This is a genomic window from Asticcacaulis sp. AC466 (assembly GCF_000495815.1).
GTDB lineage: Bacteria > Pseudomonadota > Alphaproteobacteria > Caulobacterales > Caulobacteraceae > Asticcacaulis.
Window position 1 is genome coordinate 38,914 of sequence record NZ_AWGE01000012.1, and the last position, 15,997, is coordinate 54,910.

The following is a 15,997-nucleotide window of genomic DNA, read 5'->3' on the forward strand; positions in this document are numbered from 1 at the left end:
TGACGCGAAAAGCAGCCAAACTTATCGCAGACCCTTGACGGCAAAGGGGGTGCAGGTCAGGAAGGGTCCGACCAATTCTTAACCGGATAACGCTGTCATGAAACTCTTTATCAGCCTGAGCTCTGTTTTTGCCCGCAAGACGCGTATCGTCGTCCGTGAAAAAGGTCTGACCGACCGGGTAGAAGAAATCGTCCGTATTCCGGTGGAAGGAGCGCCGGACCTGCTTGCCGTTAACCCCCTGTCGCAGATTCCGGCCCTGATCGACGACGACGGCGTGGCCTGGACCGACAGTGTACTCATCAGCGCCTGGCTGGACACGCAAGGGGAGGGGGCGCGCCTGTTGCCTGACCCGGGCCCGGCCTATTGGCAGACGCGCCGTCTCGAAACCGCCGCCGCTGGCCTGAACGAAATGATGGCGAAGATCGTCTATGAAAATCGCCGTCCGGAAGGTGAGCGGTCCGCCTACTGGCTGACCCGCTGGCAGGACAATCTGATGCGGGGCTTCGCCGCCGCCGATGCGATCTGTCCGTCACCTGACGTTTTCGACATGGGGACGCTGACCCTGGCGATCGCGGGCACCTTCTGCGATTTTCGCCTTGGCCATCTCGACTGGCGCGCTGTGGCGCCGAAAGCGGCCGCTCTGCACGAAGTTTTGGAACAGCGGCAAAGCTTTATTGATACCTATCCAAAATGAGTTTAGGCAGAGGCCTGAATTTTACCCAGAGTTCCTGAATTTTACCGAGAGTCATTACCTTGATACACCTTCCCGACGCCAAGCTGGCCCAGGTCATGGACCGCTTCCAGATGATCGAAGCGCGCATGGAATCGGCGACAGACGGTAGCGAAATCGTCAAGCTGTCCAAGGAACATGCCGAACTGAAGCCGGTCTATGATGCGGTGTCGCGGCTCCAGAAGGCGCGCCAGTCCGTGCCCGAACTGGAAGAGATGGCGGCGCTCAACGATCCTGACCTGTCGCCTTTGGCCGCCGAAGAACTCGATATCCTGAAGACGACGCTTCCGGAACTGGAGCATGGCGTGGCGCTTTTGCTGGCGCCTCAGGACAAGGACGTCAACGCCTCGGCCATCCTGGAAGTGCGCGCCGGCACCGGCGGCGACGAAGCGGCCCTGTTCGCCGGCGATCTGTTCCGTATGTACAGCCGCTATGCCGCCGGCCAGGGCTGGAAGGTCGAAATCGACTCGGTCAGTGAAGGCGAAATGGGCGGCTATAAGGAAATCATCGCGTCGGTTACCGGGGATGGCGTTTTCGGCAAGCTGAAGTTCGAATCCGGCGTTCACCGCGTCCAGCGCGTGCCGACCACCGAAGCCGGCGGGCGCATTCACACCTCAGCGGCCACCGTGGCCGTCCTGCCGGAAGCGGAGGATGTCGAGATCGAGATCCTGGACAAGGATATCCGCATCGATACCTATCGCGCCTCGGGTTCCGGCGGTCAGCACGTCAACAAGACGGACTCGGCGGTGCGTATCACCCACTTGCCGACCGGGATGGTGGCGACCTCTTCGGAAAAGTCGCAGCACATGAACCGCCAGATCGCCATGCGCAACCTGAAGGCTCGGCTGTATGACGTGCAGCGCACGGCGCTCGACACCGCCCGCTCCGATGCGCGCAAGAGCCAGGTGGGCTCCGGTGACCGCTCCGAACGCATCCGCACCTACAACTATCCGCAAGGGCGCGTGTCCGATCACCGCATCAATTTGACCCTGTATAACCTGCCGCAATTCATGGAAGGCGACATGGACCAGATGATCAATGCCCTCATCGCCGAAGACCAGGCCGAACGTCTGGCCATGCTTGCCGAAGAACTGGGTTAGGCTTAGGGTTCACCTGACAAGGGCGAAAACAGCGCGTGAGGGCGCAGGCCAGATATAGCGACGATGGCAGAGGGAGGCGCGCGACAATGAACAGGCAAACCGTTTACAAGGCTATCGCCCTGCTGCTTATGGCGCTGGCCTTCTTTTTGGCGCTGCAAGGCGACGGGCGTTTTTCGCTGGCGACCTTGGGTCTGGTCCTGGCGCTCAATGGGCGAATGCTGCCCGGGCGGTGGACATGGGCCTTGTCTGCACTCTGTGTGCTGTTGATTGGCGGCACGGCCATCCGGTATGTCATGACCCATCCGGTTGACTGGCACGATGTGTTCATTACCAACTGGGACGTGACCTTGCTGGTTCTCTATCTGCCGCTTATGGGACTGGCTGGATTTGGTTATTGGCGGTGGCGGTCGCACAAAAACAAGGGAAACATCTGATGCCGAAGTCTGTTATGCGCAAGGTGCTGATCCTGTGGGCCATGCTGCTGATCGCGCAATTCCTCCTGGCGGCTTATCAGATTTACAAGAATATGACCTTCGGCATGCCGGTGGGGCAGGCCCTGACCCAGATATCGCCGATCACGGCGGGCCTCAGCCTGCTGCTGTTTCTGGTCAGCTACGCGCAATATAAGAACAGACCGTGACGCAGGGTGGTGTCATATCCGCCTTGTGGCGGCATCCCATCAAGGGTTTCACGCCTGAGCCGGTGAGCGAAGCCCTGCTGTGTCCCGATGGTTTCTTTCCGTTCGACCGTCTCTATGCGTTGGAAGTCGGCCGTTCCGGCTTCGACCCGTCCGCGCCGAAGACGATTTCCAAGATGAAGTTCGCCGTTTTGGCCCGTTTCGCAGCCGTGGCGCGGCTACGGACACGGTATGACGAATTCGACGATGCGCTCGATGTCGTCGACGAAGACGGTAAGACCTGGCGCTTCGATATGGCCAGCGATGCCGGCCGGCATAGCCTTGCCCGCCATGTCGAAACCGTTTTGGCCCGGCACGAGGATTACGATCCGGCGGCCTTTCCGCTCACCCTGCTGAGCGCGCCCGACCCGGAGGTGGTGCGCAGCCAGTTCCGTTTCACCGATTCCGGCAGGGGGTTCGTCTCCTTCCTCAATCTCAATTCCGTACGCGATCTGGGCCAGCGCATCGGGCGCGACCTCGATCCGCTGCGCCTGCGCGCCAATATCTGGGTCGAAGATCAAAGCGCCTTCGAAGACCATGACTGGGTCGGCAAACATATCCGGCTGGGCACGGAGGGGCCGGAATTCGAAGTGCTGAAACCGATCGTGCGCTGTGTTGCCACGCACGTAAACCCGGATACCGCCGAACGCGATGTCGATCTGTGCGCCGCCCTGTGGGCGCAGTACGGCCATCGCGATTGCGGCATCTATGCCCGCGTCGTCAAGGGCGGAACGGCCCGGCCGGGCGACGCCCTGCATGTCTACTGATCTGTATTGATCTGGGGCGGCAAGCCTCCTATAGCCATGCGCGATAGTCTGGAAACCCCAATAGGAGACGCCTATGCCCACACTCGTCCTGCTTCGCCACGGTCAAAGCCAGTGGAACCTCGAAAACCGCTTCACCGGCTGGGTCGATGTCAACCTGACCAGCGAAGGTGAGGCGCAGGCGACACGCGGGGGCGAGTTGATAAAGGCCGAAGGCATCAATATCGACGAAGCCTTCACTTCGGTCCTGACCCGCGCCATCCGCACCTGCAATCTGGCGCTTGAAGCCGCCGGTCAGTCCTATGTCCCGGTCGTCAAGGATTGGCGTCTGAATGAGCGCCACTATGGCGGCCTGACGGGCCTGGACAAGGCGGAAACCGCCGCCAAGCACGGCGAAGAGCAGGTCAAGATCTGGCGCCGGTCCTATGACGTGCCGCCGCCGCCGCTGGAAGCCGGCAGCCCCTACGATTTCAAGGCCGACCGCCGCTATGCCGGCGCGACCCTGCCGGACACCGAAAGCCTGGCGACCACGCTCGACCGCGTCCTGCCGATGTGGGAAGGCGAGATCGCGCCGCAACTCAAGGCGGGTAAGACCATCCTGGTCGCCGCCCACGGCAATTCCATCCGCGCCATCGTCAAGCTTTTGTTCAATTTGAGCAACGACGCGATTTTGGATGTCGAACTGCCGACCGGCAATCCGCTGGTACTCAAGCTGGATGACAATCTGAAGCCGCTGTCGGCGAAATATCTCGACGCCGCGCGCGCCAATCCGTTGCCGGTGATTTAGAGATAAAAAGGCGCTCTAAGCAGCAGCCCCTCACCCCGGCCCTCTCCCCGCAAGCAGGGAGAGGGGGCTATAGCAGCAAATCCCCCTCGCCCCGTAAAACGGGGAGAGGGTTGGGGTGAGGGGCGCTACCCTGCGTACCAGGAAATCCAAATTAACCGGATTGGCTCAATCCTTACGCCGCGCGGGTAATCTCGCCGAAGACAGGCTGTGGCACGCCCTGCGCAATCGCAATCTGTGAACGGTGTCAAGTTCAGCTGGCAAGTGCCCATAGGCGCATATATTGCCGATTTTGCCTGCCGCGAGCGACGGCTGGTCATTGAACTGGACGGCAGCCAGCATATTGACGATCCGAAAGACCGTATCCGTAATGACTATATGACGGCCAACGGCTGGTCTGTGGCGCGGTTTCCCAGCGGGCACGTGCTTACGACTCCGACAACCCTTATCGAAACCATCCTCGCGATTTGCGAAGGCCGTATCGTTGGGACTATAGTCGATCATGATTTTCAGTTTTATCCGGCAAAACGTGTGACTTCAGTCTCTAAAGGTGCGTCTTTCCCCTCAAGTGGAGAGGGGGAGCGGGACGCCGACTATATGCGCCGGGCCATTGCTCTGGCGCGGCCGGGGAAGACCTGGCCTAATCCGTCGGTCGGCTGTGTCCTGGTCAAGGATGGAGCCATCGTCTCCGAAGGCACGACCGGCGACGGCGGCCGCCCTCATGCCGAAGAGTCCGCGCTCGACCGGGCGGGGGAGGCAGCGCGGGGCGCCACGGCCTATGTTACTCTGGAACCGTGTGGCCAAAGATCGAACGGCGGCTGTTCCTGCTCGCAGCGCCTGGTGGAGGCCGGTGTGGCGCGCGTGATCTATGCCTGCGAAGACCCGTCGCCCTACGCCTCCCACATCGGCTCGGAACGTATCCGGGGGGCCGGCATCCCCCTGGAAAGCGGGCTGTTGGCGCACGACGCCGCCTTCCTGATCGCGCCGACTGCCCATTATCATGCGACCGGTCTGCCTCTGGTGGAAGAAAGCGAGACCGGCATGGGGTTCGATGCCGAGTTCCGGCCCGATACAGGCGACCTGACGGCGGAATTGCAAAGCGCCGCGGCCGCCGGTTACCGTCACCTCTATGTCCGGCCGGCCTCTGCGCTCGCCGTGGCCCTACGCGCATTAAGCTTAATGGTCTGATAACCCAAATTTTAAGATTTGCGTGGCAAACTTCTGTTCCAACAGTGAGGGAAAGCCACGTCCCATGACCGCAACGGCCGGCGACGACCGGTATACAAAGATGACCCAGGCGCAGGTGGATGCCATTTGCGCCCGGCACGAACGTCTCCGGGCCATGAAGCCGGGCGGCGCGCGGGCGGTCTTTGCCTGGTGCGATCTGTCCGGCCTGTCCCTGGCCAATCGTGTCCTGACCGACGCCGATTTCACGGCCTCCATTCTCACCGGCTGCGATTTGAGCCGGGCGGTTCTGGATACCTGCAATCTCTATTGTGCCGACCTGCAAGTCGCCAATCTGATGGGGGCGTCGATGCGCCGGGCCGACCTGCGTGGCGCCTGTCTGCGGGGTGCCAACCTGTCGGATTGCGACCTGTACGAAGCCGACCTGCGCGAAGGCGCCCTGGCCCTGCCCGACAAACAGGCAGGCCTGTCCTATGTCGAAATTGCCATGCGCAGTTCGGAAGCCTCTTACGCCAATCTGCGCGGCGCCAATCTGGAGCGCTCGAAGCTGTCGGGTATTCAGGCCATGAAGGCCGATTTTACCGACGCGACCATGAAATCGTGCAAGCTGGTGCGCGCCAATCTCAGACAATGCATCATGGACAATGTCGATCTGGCGGGCGCGGACCTGTCGGGGGCCGATCTGTCAGGCGCCTCGCTCAAGGATGCCGTCCTCATCGGTGCCAAGACCGACATGTGGCGGACAACCCAGGCCGACATGACCGGCATGTTGACCGACAAGGTGGTCGGCATGGATGTCAAGGCCTTGCCCTATGGCGACATGTTGCGCGATCATGCCCTATGGGTCGATACCCTGGGCAAGGACGGCAAGCCGTCGAAGTTCGATAATGCCGACCTGCGTGGGCTGGTAAGCATCAAGGGCCTCAACCTGGCGGCCCTGTCAGCCAAGGGTGCGGTCTTTTACGGTCTCGATATGCGCGGCGTTCAGCTTCAGGGCGCGCATCTGGAAGAGGCGGATCTGCGCAACTGTAATCTCAAGGGGGCGGACCTGCGCGGTGTGCGGCTGGCGCGGGCGCGGCTCGACGGCGCCAATCTGGAAGGCGCCAACCTCGGGGCGCTGAAGATCGACGCCACCCGCTTCCTCCCCGCCGATCTGCGCAATACGCGTATGCGGAATGTCAATTTCTCGGAAGCCCAGATGAAGCTGGTGCAAATGGACGGCGCCGATATTTCGCGGTCCAACCTGGAAGGCGCGGCGATGAATCTGGAATCGCTGCAAAACGTCACCTGTGTCGGCCTGCGCGGCCGCTTGGCCAGTTAAGCCTTTCACTGCTGACAGATATTTAGCGGCCATGAGGCAAGGTGTCTTCGGTAAGGAGACAGACCATGACCCCGATAACCGCTGATAATCCGTGTGGCGCCACCCGTTTCTGGCTGGCCGTCGCTTGCGCCGAACATGTCCGGCGTGGTCGGGCAGAAGGCTTCATGCAGGTCAATCACGGCAAGCAGGGGCCTTTGCGGCGCATGGTGCCCGGTGACGGCATCATCTACTATTCTCCGTCGGAACAGATGGGGCGTAAGGACGGGTTTCAGTCCTTTACCGCAATCGGCCGCATCCGGCCGGGCGAGGTCTATCGCGGTTATATGAGCACCGAGTTTCAGCCCTTTCGCCGCGATGTCGATTGGGCGGACGGGAGGGAGCAACCGGTAAAGGCGCTGAAAGATCGTCTGGAACTGACGGCGGATGCGAATTGGGGTTACAGCCTGCGGTTCGGCGTGCGCGAAATCAGCCAGCACGATTTCGAAATGATCAACCAGGCTATGACAGGTCAGACGGTGACGGTTCAGTCATGAAAAAAGCCCCCGGCGGCTGACTATCTAAACCACTAGGGCTACACCTGTAGGGACGCAGGCGGAGATCAGCGGGCCGGGGACTTTTAGCGCCATCCAGCCACACCGGCGGACTGCGCGACACACAAAAGGTTCAGGGAGAAACAAAGGGTAGTGGCGTGCCCCCAAACCCTGAAAACAGGGGCCTATATCAGGGGCACGCGACGGGGCGTTACTCGGCGGCGGTCAGGACCGGCGTCGTATCGTTGACGGCCGTCTTGATGGCGATCGTCTTGGGCTTCTTGGCTTCCGGCACTTCAAGCGTAAGCGTGATGGAAAGCAGGCCGTTGGCCAGCTCGGCATCGGTCACCTTGATATGGTCGGCCAGTTGGAAACGGCGCTCGAAAGAGCGTTCGGCGAGACCGCGATGCAGGAAGGTGCGGTTGCCGTCTTCGGCGTCCTTCTTGCCGGTGACGGTCAGGACGTTTTCCTTCACTTCGATATTGAGCTGGTCAGGCTTGAAGCCGGCGACCGCCACTTCGATGCGGTAGGTGTCACCCTCTTCGGCTTCGCTCTTCAAACGCTCGATATTGTACGGGGGCCAGCCCGGCGCATTGTCGGTACGGGTGGCGGTGTCGAGCAGGTTGAACAGGCGGTCAAAACCGACGGCGGAACGATAGAGGGGGGAATAATCAACTGAAGTACGCATAAGGGCTCTCCTTGCATAAAGCGAGTGCCTTACGGACATCGTGTGCACAGCAGGCAGACACGGGCGTAGTCCGTAAAGGTTTGATTTGGTTAAACATCTACACCCCCTAATGGGCGGTGTTGTTAACCAGAAGGCCCGTCATCGGCGCCTTCGCCTTATGATTTGGTGGCGACTTTTTGCTGTTCAAGAGGCAGGTGCGAAAATTCTTCATCGATTTCGCGCGCCGTCAGCAGGGCGTGGTGATGGTCTTCTTCGGCCAGCAGGCGGATCGCTTCCAACGCCGCCTGGCACCCCATACCCGCCGCAGTGACGGCCTGGCGGTAGACATCGTCGGTCACGTCGCCGGCGGCGAAGACCCCTTTGATCGAGGTCTTCGGCGTGCCCGGCTCGACGACCAGGTAACCGCCCTGCTTGGTTTGCAACTGTCCTTCGAACAGCTGCGAAGCGGGCGCATGGCCGATGGCGATGAAAACGCCGTCCAGATCGATGACGCGATATTCGCCGGTATTGACGTCCTGAAGCCGCACGCCCACCACACCGGCGCCGCCAAATTCATTGGTTTCGCCCAGGATTTCATCGACGGCGACATTCCACACCGGCTCGATCTTCGGATCGTTGAGCAGGCGCTCAACCAGGATCTTTTCGGCGCGCAACTGTTCGCGGCGGTGAATGAGATAGACCTTGGCGGCGAACTTGGTCAGGAAGAGCGCTTCTTCGACGGCAGTGTTGCCGCCGCCGACAACCGCGACGACCTTATTGCGATAGAAGAACCCGTCGCAGGTGGCGCAGGCCGAGACGCCGAAGCCCTGATAGGTTTTTTCCGACTCGATCCCCAGCCACTTGGCCTGGGCGCCGGTGGCGATAATGACGGTTTCGGCAAGGAATTGCGCGCCGCTTTCGGTTTCCAGTAGGAAGGGGCGTTGCGACAGGTCCGCCTTGGTGACAATCTCACCGATGATTTCGGTGCCCATATGGATGGCCTGGTCCTTCATCTGGTCCATCAGCCACGGACCCTGGACCACCTCGGCGAAACCGGGATAGTTTTCGACATCGGTGGTGATGGTCAGTTGTCCGCCATCCTGCGGGCCGGTGAAGATGACGGGCGACAGCAGGCCGCGCGCCGCGTAGATGGCGGCGGTCCAGCCGGCGGGACCGGTACCGATGATAGCGCAGCGAAGGTTACGGGGCGTGGACATGACACTCACTCGGAATCGAAATCGTTAATGGCCTCTAGATAGGAAGTGCCGCACGCCTTGTCATTAGGAATTGCATAAAGGCGGTCATTTTCTGAAACCTTGCAAACTGGCGGCATATCCATATCTCGAAAATTCGAGCGGGCCATTAAGGTCGTCTCATCCGCTGTCGCGGTTTTTTTGGCGCGGTTTGGCGCGGCTTTTTGAAAGAGGTGAGTATCATGGAACAACAAGGTATCGGCTGGCTTCTGGCTATTATCGTAGGTGCTGTCGCCGGTTGGGCGGCTGAGCAAATCATGAAGTCCAATCAAGGGCTGCTGATGAACATCATTCTCGGCATCGTCGGTTCGATCGTGGCGAACGCCCTGTTCTCGATTATCGGCATCTCGTTCGGCGGCATTATCGGCTATCTGATCGCTGGCATTGTCGGCGCCTGTATCCTGATCGCCATCGGTCGCATGATGCGCGGTCGACACGTCTAATCCTGCCGCTTCGGCAAACGACATAATCCTGTTGATCCCAATTCTCAGGATTTAGAAATAGGCGACGAAGAGTGAGAGCTTCGTCGCCTATTTTTTATGATAGGCGTCGAGCAGGTGTTGCGCCGCACGCGCCGTTTCATCAAGCGGCGGATAGGCTTCGCCGCTGAGCGTAGCGTTGAAGGGATGCGTAATGCCCTTGGCGCGCAAGGTTTCATGAAACTCCTCGAACTTCTCACCCGAACCCAGAGTTCGCCGCTCCATGCTGAGAATCTGGATCGGCTTTCCCGTTGCGGCCGCTTCCGTCGCCATATTGACGGAGTCTTCCGTGATCAGGAAGCGGTCGGCCGCGCGCAGGAAGGCAAAATAGGGGTTTTCGCCTTGGCCATCAAATATCAGCCCGGGCAAATCGGCAAGGGCGTCGGTCAGTATCCGGCGCGCAGTGTCGGGTGTGCGCCGCGACACGGTCAACAGCACGGAGCCGCAGGCATTGGTGATGGCGCTGTGAATTTCGGCGGCGAGGATCGAGGCGTGCGCCTCATCGATGTCATAAGCCTTTGACCGCCCGCCGACCAGGACCGCGACACGGGGATGGGGCAGGGGACTCAAGCGGTCTTCCCATCCCATATAGGCATCCGCCAAAGTCTTTGCCGTAATGCGGTTGGTCGATCCGATCAATGACAGGACGTTGGCGCCGCTGACATGGTCGTGTTCCGGTGCGATGACCAGGTCGAAAGCCTTCGGATCATGCTTGGGGTCCTGAAGCTGGACAACGAATGTCTTGCCGCCGGACCGGGCCTTTATGCGCAGGCTATGCGGCAGGGTGGCCCGTCCGGCGGCGATCCAGATATCAGGATATGGCGCCGTCAGCGGGTCGCTGTCTTGGCGCAACATGGCGTCGGGAAAGAGTTTCAGCGTCGTGGGCAGGCGATCGAACAGCCTCGCGTAGCGAATGCGCTTGATAACGATCTTTGCCGGCGTGATGCGACCAACGGCCTCGGCCAAACCCAGCGCCTGGTTCTCAATACCAGCGCGGCCGTCAGACACCACCCATATCGTCACGGGTTCTGGCATTCATTCCACCTGAAACAAAATATCTGCGTCCTGTCGCCCCAAATGCCGTGGCAGTCCTTCAGCCTGGCGGTCCTTCAGAAAGCAAAAGACTTGCGCAGGATAGTCCCGCGCAAGTCTGTGTCCGATTCGACAAAATCATAAAGGCGTCGGCCCCTGAGCCCGGCCAGTGACCGACCTCAATGCCGGTATTACAGCCACTCGACCTTGACGATTTCGTAGGCCTTGACGCCGCCAGGGGTCTGGACTTCGACGACATCGCCGACTTCCTTGCCGATCATGGCGCGCGACAGCGGTGACGTCAGCGAAATCTTACCCGATTTCACGTCAGCTTCGTGTTCGCCCACGACCTGATAGCGGCCTTCTTCTTCGGTGTCCTCGTCGATCACGGTGACTGTCGCACCGAACTTGACGTGGGCGCCGGACAGCTTGGACACGTCGATGACCTGCGCGCGGCTGATCCGGTCTTCGATGTCCGCGATCTGGCCTTCGATCCAGCCCTGGCGTTCCTTGGCAGCGTGATATTCGGCGTTTTCAGACAGGTCGCCGTGGGCGCGCGCTTCCGAAATGGCCGCAATCACACTGGGACGCTCTATAGACTTCAAACGTTTCAATTCTTCGTCGAGAACCTGATAGCCCGCGACGGTCATCGGCACTTTTTCCATGTGCGATTAAGTTCTTTTCCACCCTGAGGAATGACAAAAAGCCTGACGACGGTTGAGGGCGACTACAACCGGTCAGGTAACTGTACGACGGTGATGGGTTTGTTCGTTTTGCTGCTGAGCGCAGTGCACAAACGAAACCGGGGGGCCCTTATAGTTCCATTCGCAAAAATATGAAAGGGCTTTTGATCGGGCGGTTTAGACGCCCGATCTGGCCTGTGTTCAGCCCTGCATCTGGCCGGGCACAGGGGGTTTGGGTTCGGTATCGGGATCGGTCAGCTTGATGTCGATCAATTTGATCCCCAGATCTTTCGCTTCCAGCGGGACGGGTTTCAGGTTGTGCGCCTCCGAACGGCCGCGAACATTCTTGCTGACATTGGCCGACACGACGGTTGTCTTGGCCTTGCGGCCCGGTTCGTCGATCAGGAAGCGGATCTTCAGCGTTTCGCCACGCATGACCGAAGCCGGGAGGTGGATAGTGTTAAGCGAAGCCGTGTGGTCGAGCATGATCTCGTCCATCTTCACATTGTTGATGACCACGCTGACCAGAACGGGCTTGCGGCTCTTGGCCTTCAGGGTGAGGTCGAGCGCCTTCGGGCGCGGCGTATCGAATTGGACGTGCTTGATCGGAATACGCAGGTTGGCCTGAGGCCCTTCGCTCCACACACCGTCATATTCCGGACGCGACCAGTTTTCATCGAGCAGGCAGGTGCCCTGGTCAAGCCAGCCGAAGCGGACTTCGGGGCGCAATGGCGTCCATTCCGGCGCTGGCAGGTCGAGATTGACGCCTTCCGGGGGAATGATCCACACGCCGTCCAGCATGCGCAGCTTCGGCCACAGGGACGGTGGCGCGTCGCATTGCTTTAGGAAGACGAACAGGTGATCGGTACGGATTTCGCCGCGCTTGAAGGCGTCCTGGCTAGCTTCCTGATTGGCGATCTGGATCAGGTTTTCACGGGCCGCGTACATTGTATTGACCGGCTTGACCTGAGATGTGGCGCGCCACGTCAGTTCGTAGAACAGGCGGTCGTTCAGGTGGACATTGGTCGGGTAGAAGTCGATGCCCTTGGCGGCGCTGACCAGTTGGTCCCATTCGGGACTAGGGGTTTCATGATACTTTTCCGTGCTGGCGGCCAGGGCGGTCGCCTTACGCATGGCGCGCGACATGCCCGCTATGTCGTAGGCCTGAACGACCAGGACGAGCGGAAGCAGGATGGCGATGGTCTTGGGACGCGATTTGAACAGCACCACCAGCGCGGTGACGATCAGCAGGTAGGTGATCGGCCAGGTCAGGCGGCCCGAGGCGCGCAGGACGGCGGCGGGGCCACGCAGTTCATCCGGCAGTTTGAATTTCCAGACATCGTATCCGTAGAACTGGGCATGGTTCGATACGGCGATGAGCAGCAGCACGATAAAAGGCGCAGTGAGGGGGCGCAGGGCAGCGATAAAGCTGCGCGACTGGCGGGCTTCGGGCTGGGTGAAATAGAGGATCGCTGAGGCGACGACCAGAACAATCAGGCCGAAGCCGAGATACTGATAGCCCTCGAACGATTGCCCGCCATCGAGCGGCCACGCCTTCAGGATGGACGAAAATTCCGGCTTGACCGGATTGAACCAGGCATCGAGCGGGAAGGAGTAATAGCCAAAACCGCCGGCGCCCGGGCTCATGCCCTTGGTGAAGCTGCCGGCAATGAACAGGGCGAGAATGGCCCAGGCCAGGGTAAAGACGGCGCGCACGACGGCATCGACCAGCACCCACGGCCTGGCCTGCAATTTGCGATCGACGATGCTCAGGCCGCTGAAGAAGCGCTTCAGGCAGTCGCCGCCCCATATGGCGGCAACCATGAACAGGATGTAGGGGTGGATCAGACCGGTGACAAACAAAAGGGCGCTATAGCCGCGCATCTTGGCGCCATTGCGGAACCAGCTTAAGACAAAGCCCAGCCCCTTGCCCGCCGGCAATTGATCGTCGCGGACATTGATGAACAGGTGCAGGCCCCACAGGATGAGCCATTGCGCGACCAGCGTGTCGTGACGCATGCGGTAATAGAGCATGGGCAGGGCGGACAGGGCGATCGCCCCGCCCAGCGCGGCCCAGCGGTTGGGGGCATGGGGGCGGATCAGCTTGTACGCAAAGGTAAAATGCATGATCACGCAGAACAGGAACCACGGTCCGATATACTGGAAATTATCGGGCAGCCAGTGACGGAAGGTCTTGAAGAAAAAGGCGAACAAAGGGTTCGAGTCGGTCGAGATGATGGTGTTGCCGACCGGTGCGCCCAGCAGCGTTTCGTGGTTGAAGGTCGACCACGGCATGTGGCGGAAGGCGTTCCAGCCGAGCACATGCTGGCCCCAGTCCTCATCGAGCAGCCACAGGATGCGCGTCGGGTTGAGAACGTTCAGATCGAAGAAGGCGGCAAACAGAAGGAGCGGTGCAATCAGGCACAGGCCGCGATGCAGACCCGTCCATGCCTCCGGCGGCATGCGCCTGACGGCGGCTTGCGTTTTCGCAAAAAGCGGGCCGGGACGGAGCCAGGTCGGCAAGGTCATAGTGTCTCTACTTCAGGATCAGGAGGTCGTCAGTGTGCAGCAATCATGCCAAACCGGGGCTTCTGCCCCGACCGCAAGGCTTTTTTGCGGCACCTTGGACGGTAAGGGTAGTGATTTTTTGCGCTGCAATCATACCAAAATCTGACGCAATCACAAGCGTGTGATCCCGCCCGTCAAGAGATGTGATCAAGACGCAGGCTGTAGAGCTGTATGCCAGCCATCCGCGTGGCATTCTGATCCTTCAACGGTGCGTTTATGAAGGTGATCTGCAACGGCCCCGACTTCAGCGCCGAAGTCGGAATGATGACGGAAATATCCTTTTGTTTTTTGCCCAATTCCTGTTCCGACACGACAGCGCCATTGATGGCGATGCCCATATGCTGCCCTTTGTAACGGGCGCGGACGCTGATCGTCAGCTTGAGGGGTTCGTTCGTCACCGGTGTGTAAGGAAGCGTAACAATCGGCCGCGGATCGGTGCTGCTGAGGCTTTCTGGATCAGGTAGGTTCCATTGCCGGCCTGCCCAGACGACCGCAGAGTGTTCGGCGCCGAACAGATAATCTTTCCCCAGCGTGAAGGGCGCGATTGTCGGCGTATCGGTCAGGCTGGCCATCGCGCTTATTGGCGGAATGATCCAGATGCCGTCGATCTGGCGCACACGGCTTTCGAGACCAACCGGGACCGCGTGGCCCAGAAGTACGTACAGGTGGCGCGGGTCCAGGCGGCCTTCGGTGAAGTTCAGATATTCGTCTCTTTGCAGCGCGTTTTGTACCGCATTTTCACGTGCGGCATACATCATGTTGACAGGCACCTTGCGATCCAGTGCGCGTAGAATAATTTCATAGAACGGGCCATGGTCGCGGATCTGCACAGCCGGCTGAAATGACACCAGGTCGCTTTGGGCGATAATCTTGTCCCATTGTGGACTCTTGGCGGTCCGAAAGGTTTCAGCGGAGGTCGCACTTGCGGTCAGTGCTTTGGTATGTGCCGCGAACGCGCCGATATCGGCAAATTGCAGCGCAACGGCAACACCCAATATTATGCCCATTGTCTTGGGGCGGGCGCGATAGACGCAGATCAAACTCAAGAACACCGCTGTATAGGCTAGCGGCCATACCAGGCGCCCCGACGCACGTACGATATTCAGAACATTGACCACCGGTGTCGGAAATGACAGGTCGATGAGCTTGAAATTGTAGAGATAAATCTGATCGGAAATGGCCAGAGCCAGCAATATGACGAACGGCCATTTCAGAGGCCGGGCCAGAGCCAGGGTTTCGCGGGCTGTCTTTACAAGCGGCGACTTGCGATAGAGATATATAGCGGCGCCGATCAGGAACAGAAGCCCGACCCCCAGATACTGAAATCCTTCGAACGCCATGCGTGGCGGTTGCTTGCCCTGCCAGAAGGCCAGAGAAAAATCATTACGGCCGGGATTGAAAAACGCGTCCAGCGGCATGCCATAGACACCAAAGCCATCACTGGCAGCGCTCTGACCGGAGAAGGCGCCGGAAATGCACAGGGCTGCGACAGGCGGGACAAGGCTTAAAGCCGATAGGGCGGATGTTCGCGCGGCCGTTATGAACTGACCGGCTTTGATCATGGGGACGAACCATCTTATCTGATCTGCGCCCCAGATGGCGAGTATCATGAACAGCAGATAAGGGTGAATAAAACCGGTCACCCCCATGACGATCGCGTAACCGATTTGCTTTTTGCGTTCGTCTCTAATTTCAAAAAAGATAAACAGCGCCCACAACAAAAGCCAGTGAGCGCACAAGGTGTCGTGCCCGATACGGTTATAGAGGGTGGGCAGCAAGGTCAGAAGGGTGGCGCCGCCAATCGCCGACCAGGGGCCAGGCGCATGACGTGCGACCAGTCTGTAGGCGATGTAATAATGCAGCAATACGCAGGCGAGCAGCCAGAGACCGACATATTGAAAATGGTCCGGCAGAATCGGACTCAACACTCTTAACGGCAGAGCTAGAAGCGGGTTTGAATCCGTATAAATCAGGCTGAGGCCCGTCGGGTGCGCCAGCAGGGTTTGGTGATTGAACGGCCACTGCAACGGCGTCTGGCGATAGGCATGCCAGCCGAGAAAATGCTGTCCCCAGTCGCCATTGAGTAACCAGCCAATTCGGGTGGGGTTGAGAATGTCGAGTGTGAAAAATGTCGCGAAGAGAAATATGGGCACGCCGTATCGCAGCGCAGCCTGATAAGGCCTATACTCATTGTCGAACATCTGATCCCCCAACCGGTCGCAGTG

The 15,997-nt window shown here is 59.7% G+C and carries 16 protein-coding genes; 10 read left to right on the forward strand and 6 right to left on the reverse strand.

Features of this window, described 5'->3' with window-relative positions:
* Positions 1-97 precede the first annotated feature (97 nt).
* The 9 genes from AEAC466_RS34760 (at position 98) to AEAC466_RS34795 (ending at position 7,093) form a co-directional block, all read left to right on the forward strand.
* Positions 98-694, forward strand: a complete 597-nt coding sequence (locus tag AEAC466_RS34760; protein WP_023458467.1) for a glutathione S-transferase N-terminal domain-containing protein — start codon at positions 98-100, stop codon at positions 692-694.
* Positions 695-756: 62 nt separating this feature from the next.
* Complete coding sequence (gene prfA / locus AEAC466_RS34765; protein WP_031238880.1) at positions 757-1,830, forward strand: peptide chain release factor 1; 1,074 nt, start codon at positions 757-759, stop codon at positions 1,828-1,830.
* Positions 1,831-1,916: 86 nt separating this feature from the next.
* Positions 1,917-2,264 (forward strand): hypothetical protein, encoded by a 348-nt coding sequence (locus AEAC466_RS34770; RefSeq protein WP_023458469.1) that lies wholly within the window; start codon positions 1,917-1,919, stop codon positions 2,262-2,264.
* Positions 2,264-2,470, forward strand: coding sequence for a hypothetical protein (locus AEAC466_RS34775; RefSeq protein WP_023458470.1), 207 nt, complete (start codon positions 2,264-2,266; stop codon positions 2,468-2,470). The genes AEAC466_RS34770 and AEAC466_RS34775 overlap by 1 nt, the downstream gene beginning before the upstream one ends.
* Positions 2,467-3,273: an MOSC domain-containing protein gene (locus tag AEAC466_RS34780; RefSeq protein WP_023458471.1), complete on the forward strand. Its 807-nt coding sequence runs from the start codon at positions 2,467-2,469 to the stop codon at positions 3,271-3,273. Before AEAC466_RS34775 ends, AEAC466_RS34780 begins: the two co-directional genes overlap by 4 nt.
* Before the next feature lie 73 nt (positions 3,274-3,346).
* Positions 3,347-4,057, forward strand: coding sequence for a 2,3-diphosphoglycerate-dependent phosphoglycerate mutase (gene gpmA / locus AEAC466_RS34785; protein ID WP_023458472.1), 711 nt, complete (start codon positions 3,347-3,349; stop codon positions 4,055-4,057).
* A gap of 207 nt (positions 4,058-4,264) precedes the next feature.
* Positions 4,265-5,242, forward strand: a complete 978-nt coding sequence (locus AEAC466_RS44875) for a DUF559 domain-containing protein (protein ID WP_081714636.1) — start codon at positions 4,265-4,267, stop codon at positions 5,240-5,242.
* A 64-nt stretch (positions 5,243-5,306) separates the two neighbouring features.
* The gene (locus tag AEAC466_RS34790) at positions 5,307-6,560 is read left to right on the forward strand and encodes a pentapeptide repeat-containing protein (protein ID WP_023458474.1); all 1,254 of its coding nucleotides are present in this window, start codon (positions 5,307-5,309) and stop codon (positions 6,558-6,560) included.
* A gap of 65 nt (positions 6,561-6,625) precedes the next feature.
* Complete coding sequence (locus AEAC466_RS34795; RefSeq protein ID WP_023458475.1) at positions 6,626-7,093, forward strand: EVE domain-containing protein; 468 nt, start codon at positions 6,626-6,628, stop codon at positions 7,091-7,093.
* 208 nt (positions 7,094-7,301) lie between these two features.
* On the opposite strand, the gene AEAC466_RS34800 is transcribed toward AEAC466_RS34795, so the two are convergent.
* Positions 7,302-7,778, reverse strand: a complete 477-nt coding sequence (locus AEAC466_RS34800) for an Hsp20 family protein (RefSeq protein WP_023458476.1) — start codon at positions 7,776-7,778, stop codon at positions 7,302-7,304.
* A gap of 155 nt (positions 7,779-7,933) precedes the next feature.
* Positions 7,934-8,974, reverse strand: coding sequence for a thioredoxin-disulfide reductase (gene trxB / locus AEAC466_RS34805; protein WP_023458477.1), 1,041 nt, complete (start codon positions 8,972-8,974; stop codon positions 7,934-7,936).
* 218 nt (positions 8,975-9,192) lie between these two features.
* Between trxB and AEAC466_RS34810 the strand changes: the two genes are divergently transcribed.
* Positions 9,193-9,453: a GlsB/YeaQ/YmgE family stress response membrane protein gene (locus AEAC466_RS34810; protein WP_023458479.1), complete on the forward strand. Its 261-nt coding sequence runs from the start codon at positions 9,193-9,195 to the stop codon at positions 9,451-9,453.
* Between the two features lie 87 nt (positions 9,454-9,540).
* Here the strand turns inward: AEAC466_RS34810 and AEAC466_RS34815 are convergent, their stop codons facing one another.
* The 4 genes from AEAC466_RS34815 to AEAC466_RS34830 all read right to left on the reverse strand — a co-directional run bounded on the left by AEAC466_RS34815 (position 9,541) and on the right by AEAC466_RS34830 (position 15,973).
* A complete protein-coding gene (locus tag AEAC466_RS34815) occupies positions 9,541-10,524 on the reverse strand; it encodes a mitochondrial fission ELM1 family protein (protein ID WP_023458480.1) in 984 nt (327 codons plus the stop codon).
* 188 nt (positions 10,525-10,712) lie between these two features.
* The gene (gene greA, locus AEAC466_RS34820; RefSeq protein WP_023458481.1) at positions 10,713-11,186 is read right to left on the reverse strand and encodes a transcription elongation factor GreA; all 474 of its coding nucleotides are present in this window, start codon (positions 11,184-11,186) and stop codon (positions 10,713-10,715) included.
* A gap of 219 nt (positions 11,187-11,405) precedes the next feature.
* The gene (locus tag AEAC466_RS34825) at positions 11,406-13,733 is read right to left on the reverse strand and encodes a DUF6311 domain-containing protein (protein ID WP_023458482.1); all 2,328 of its coding nucleotides are present in this window, start codon (positions 13,731-13,733) and stop codon (positions 11,406-11,408) included.
* A gap of 173 nt (positions 13,734-13,906) precedes the next feature.
* Positions 13,907-15,973 carry a DUF6311 domain-containing protein gene (locus AEAC466_RS34830; RefSeq protein ID WP_023458483.1) on the reverse strand — a complete coding sequence of 689 codons (2,067 nt, stop codon included), beginning with the start codon at positions 15,971-15,973 and terminating at the stop codon, positions 13,907-13,909.
* Positions 15,974-15,997 lie beyond the last annotated feature (24 nt).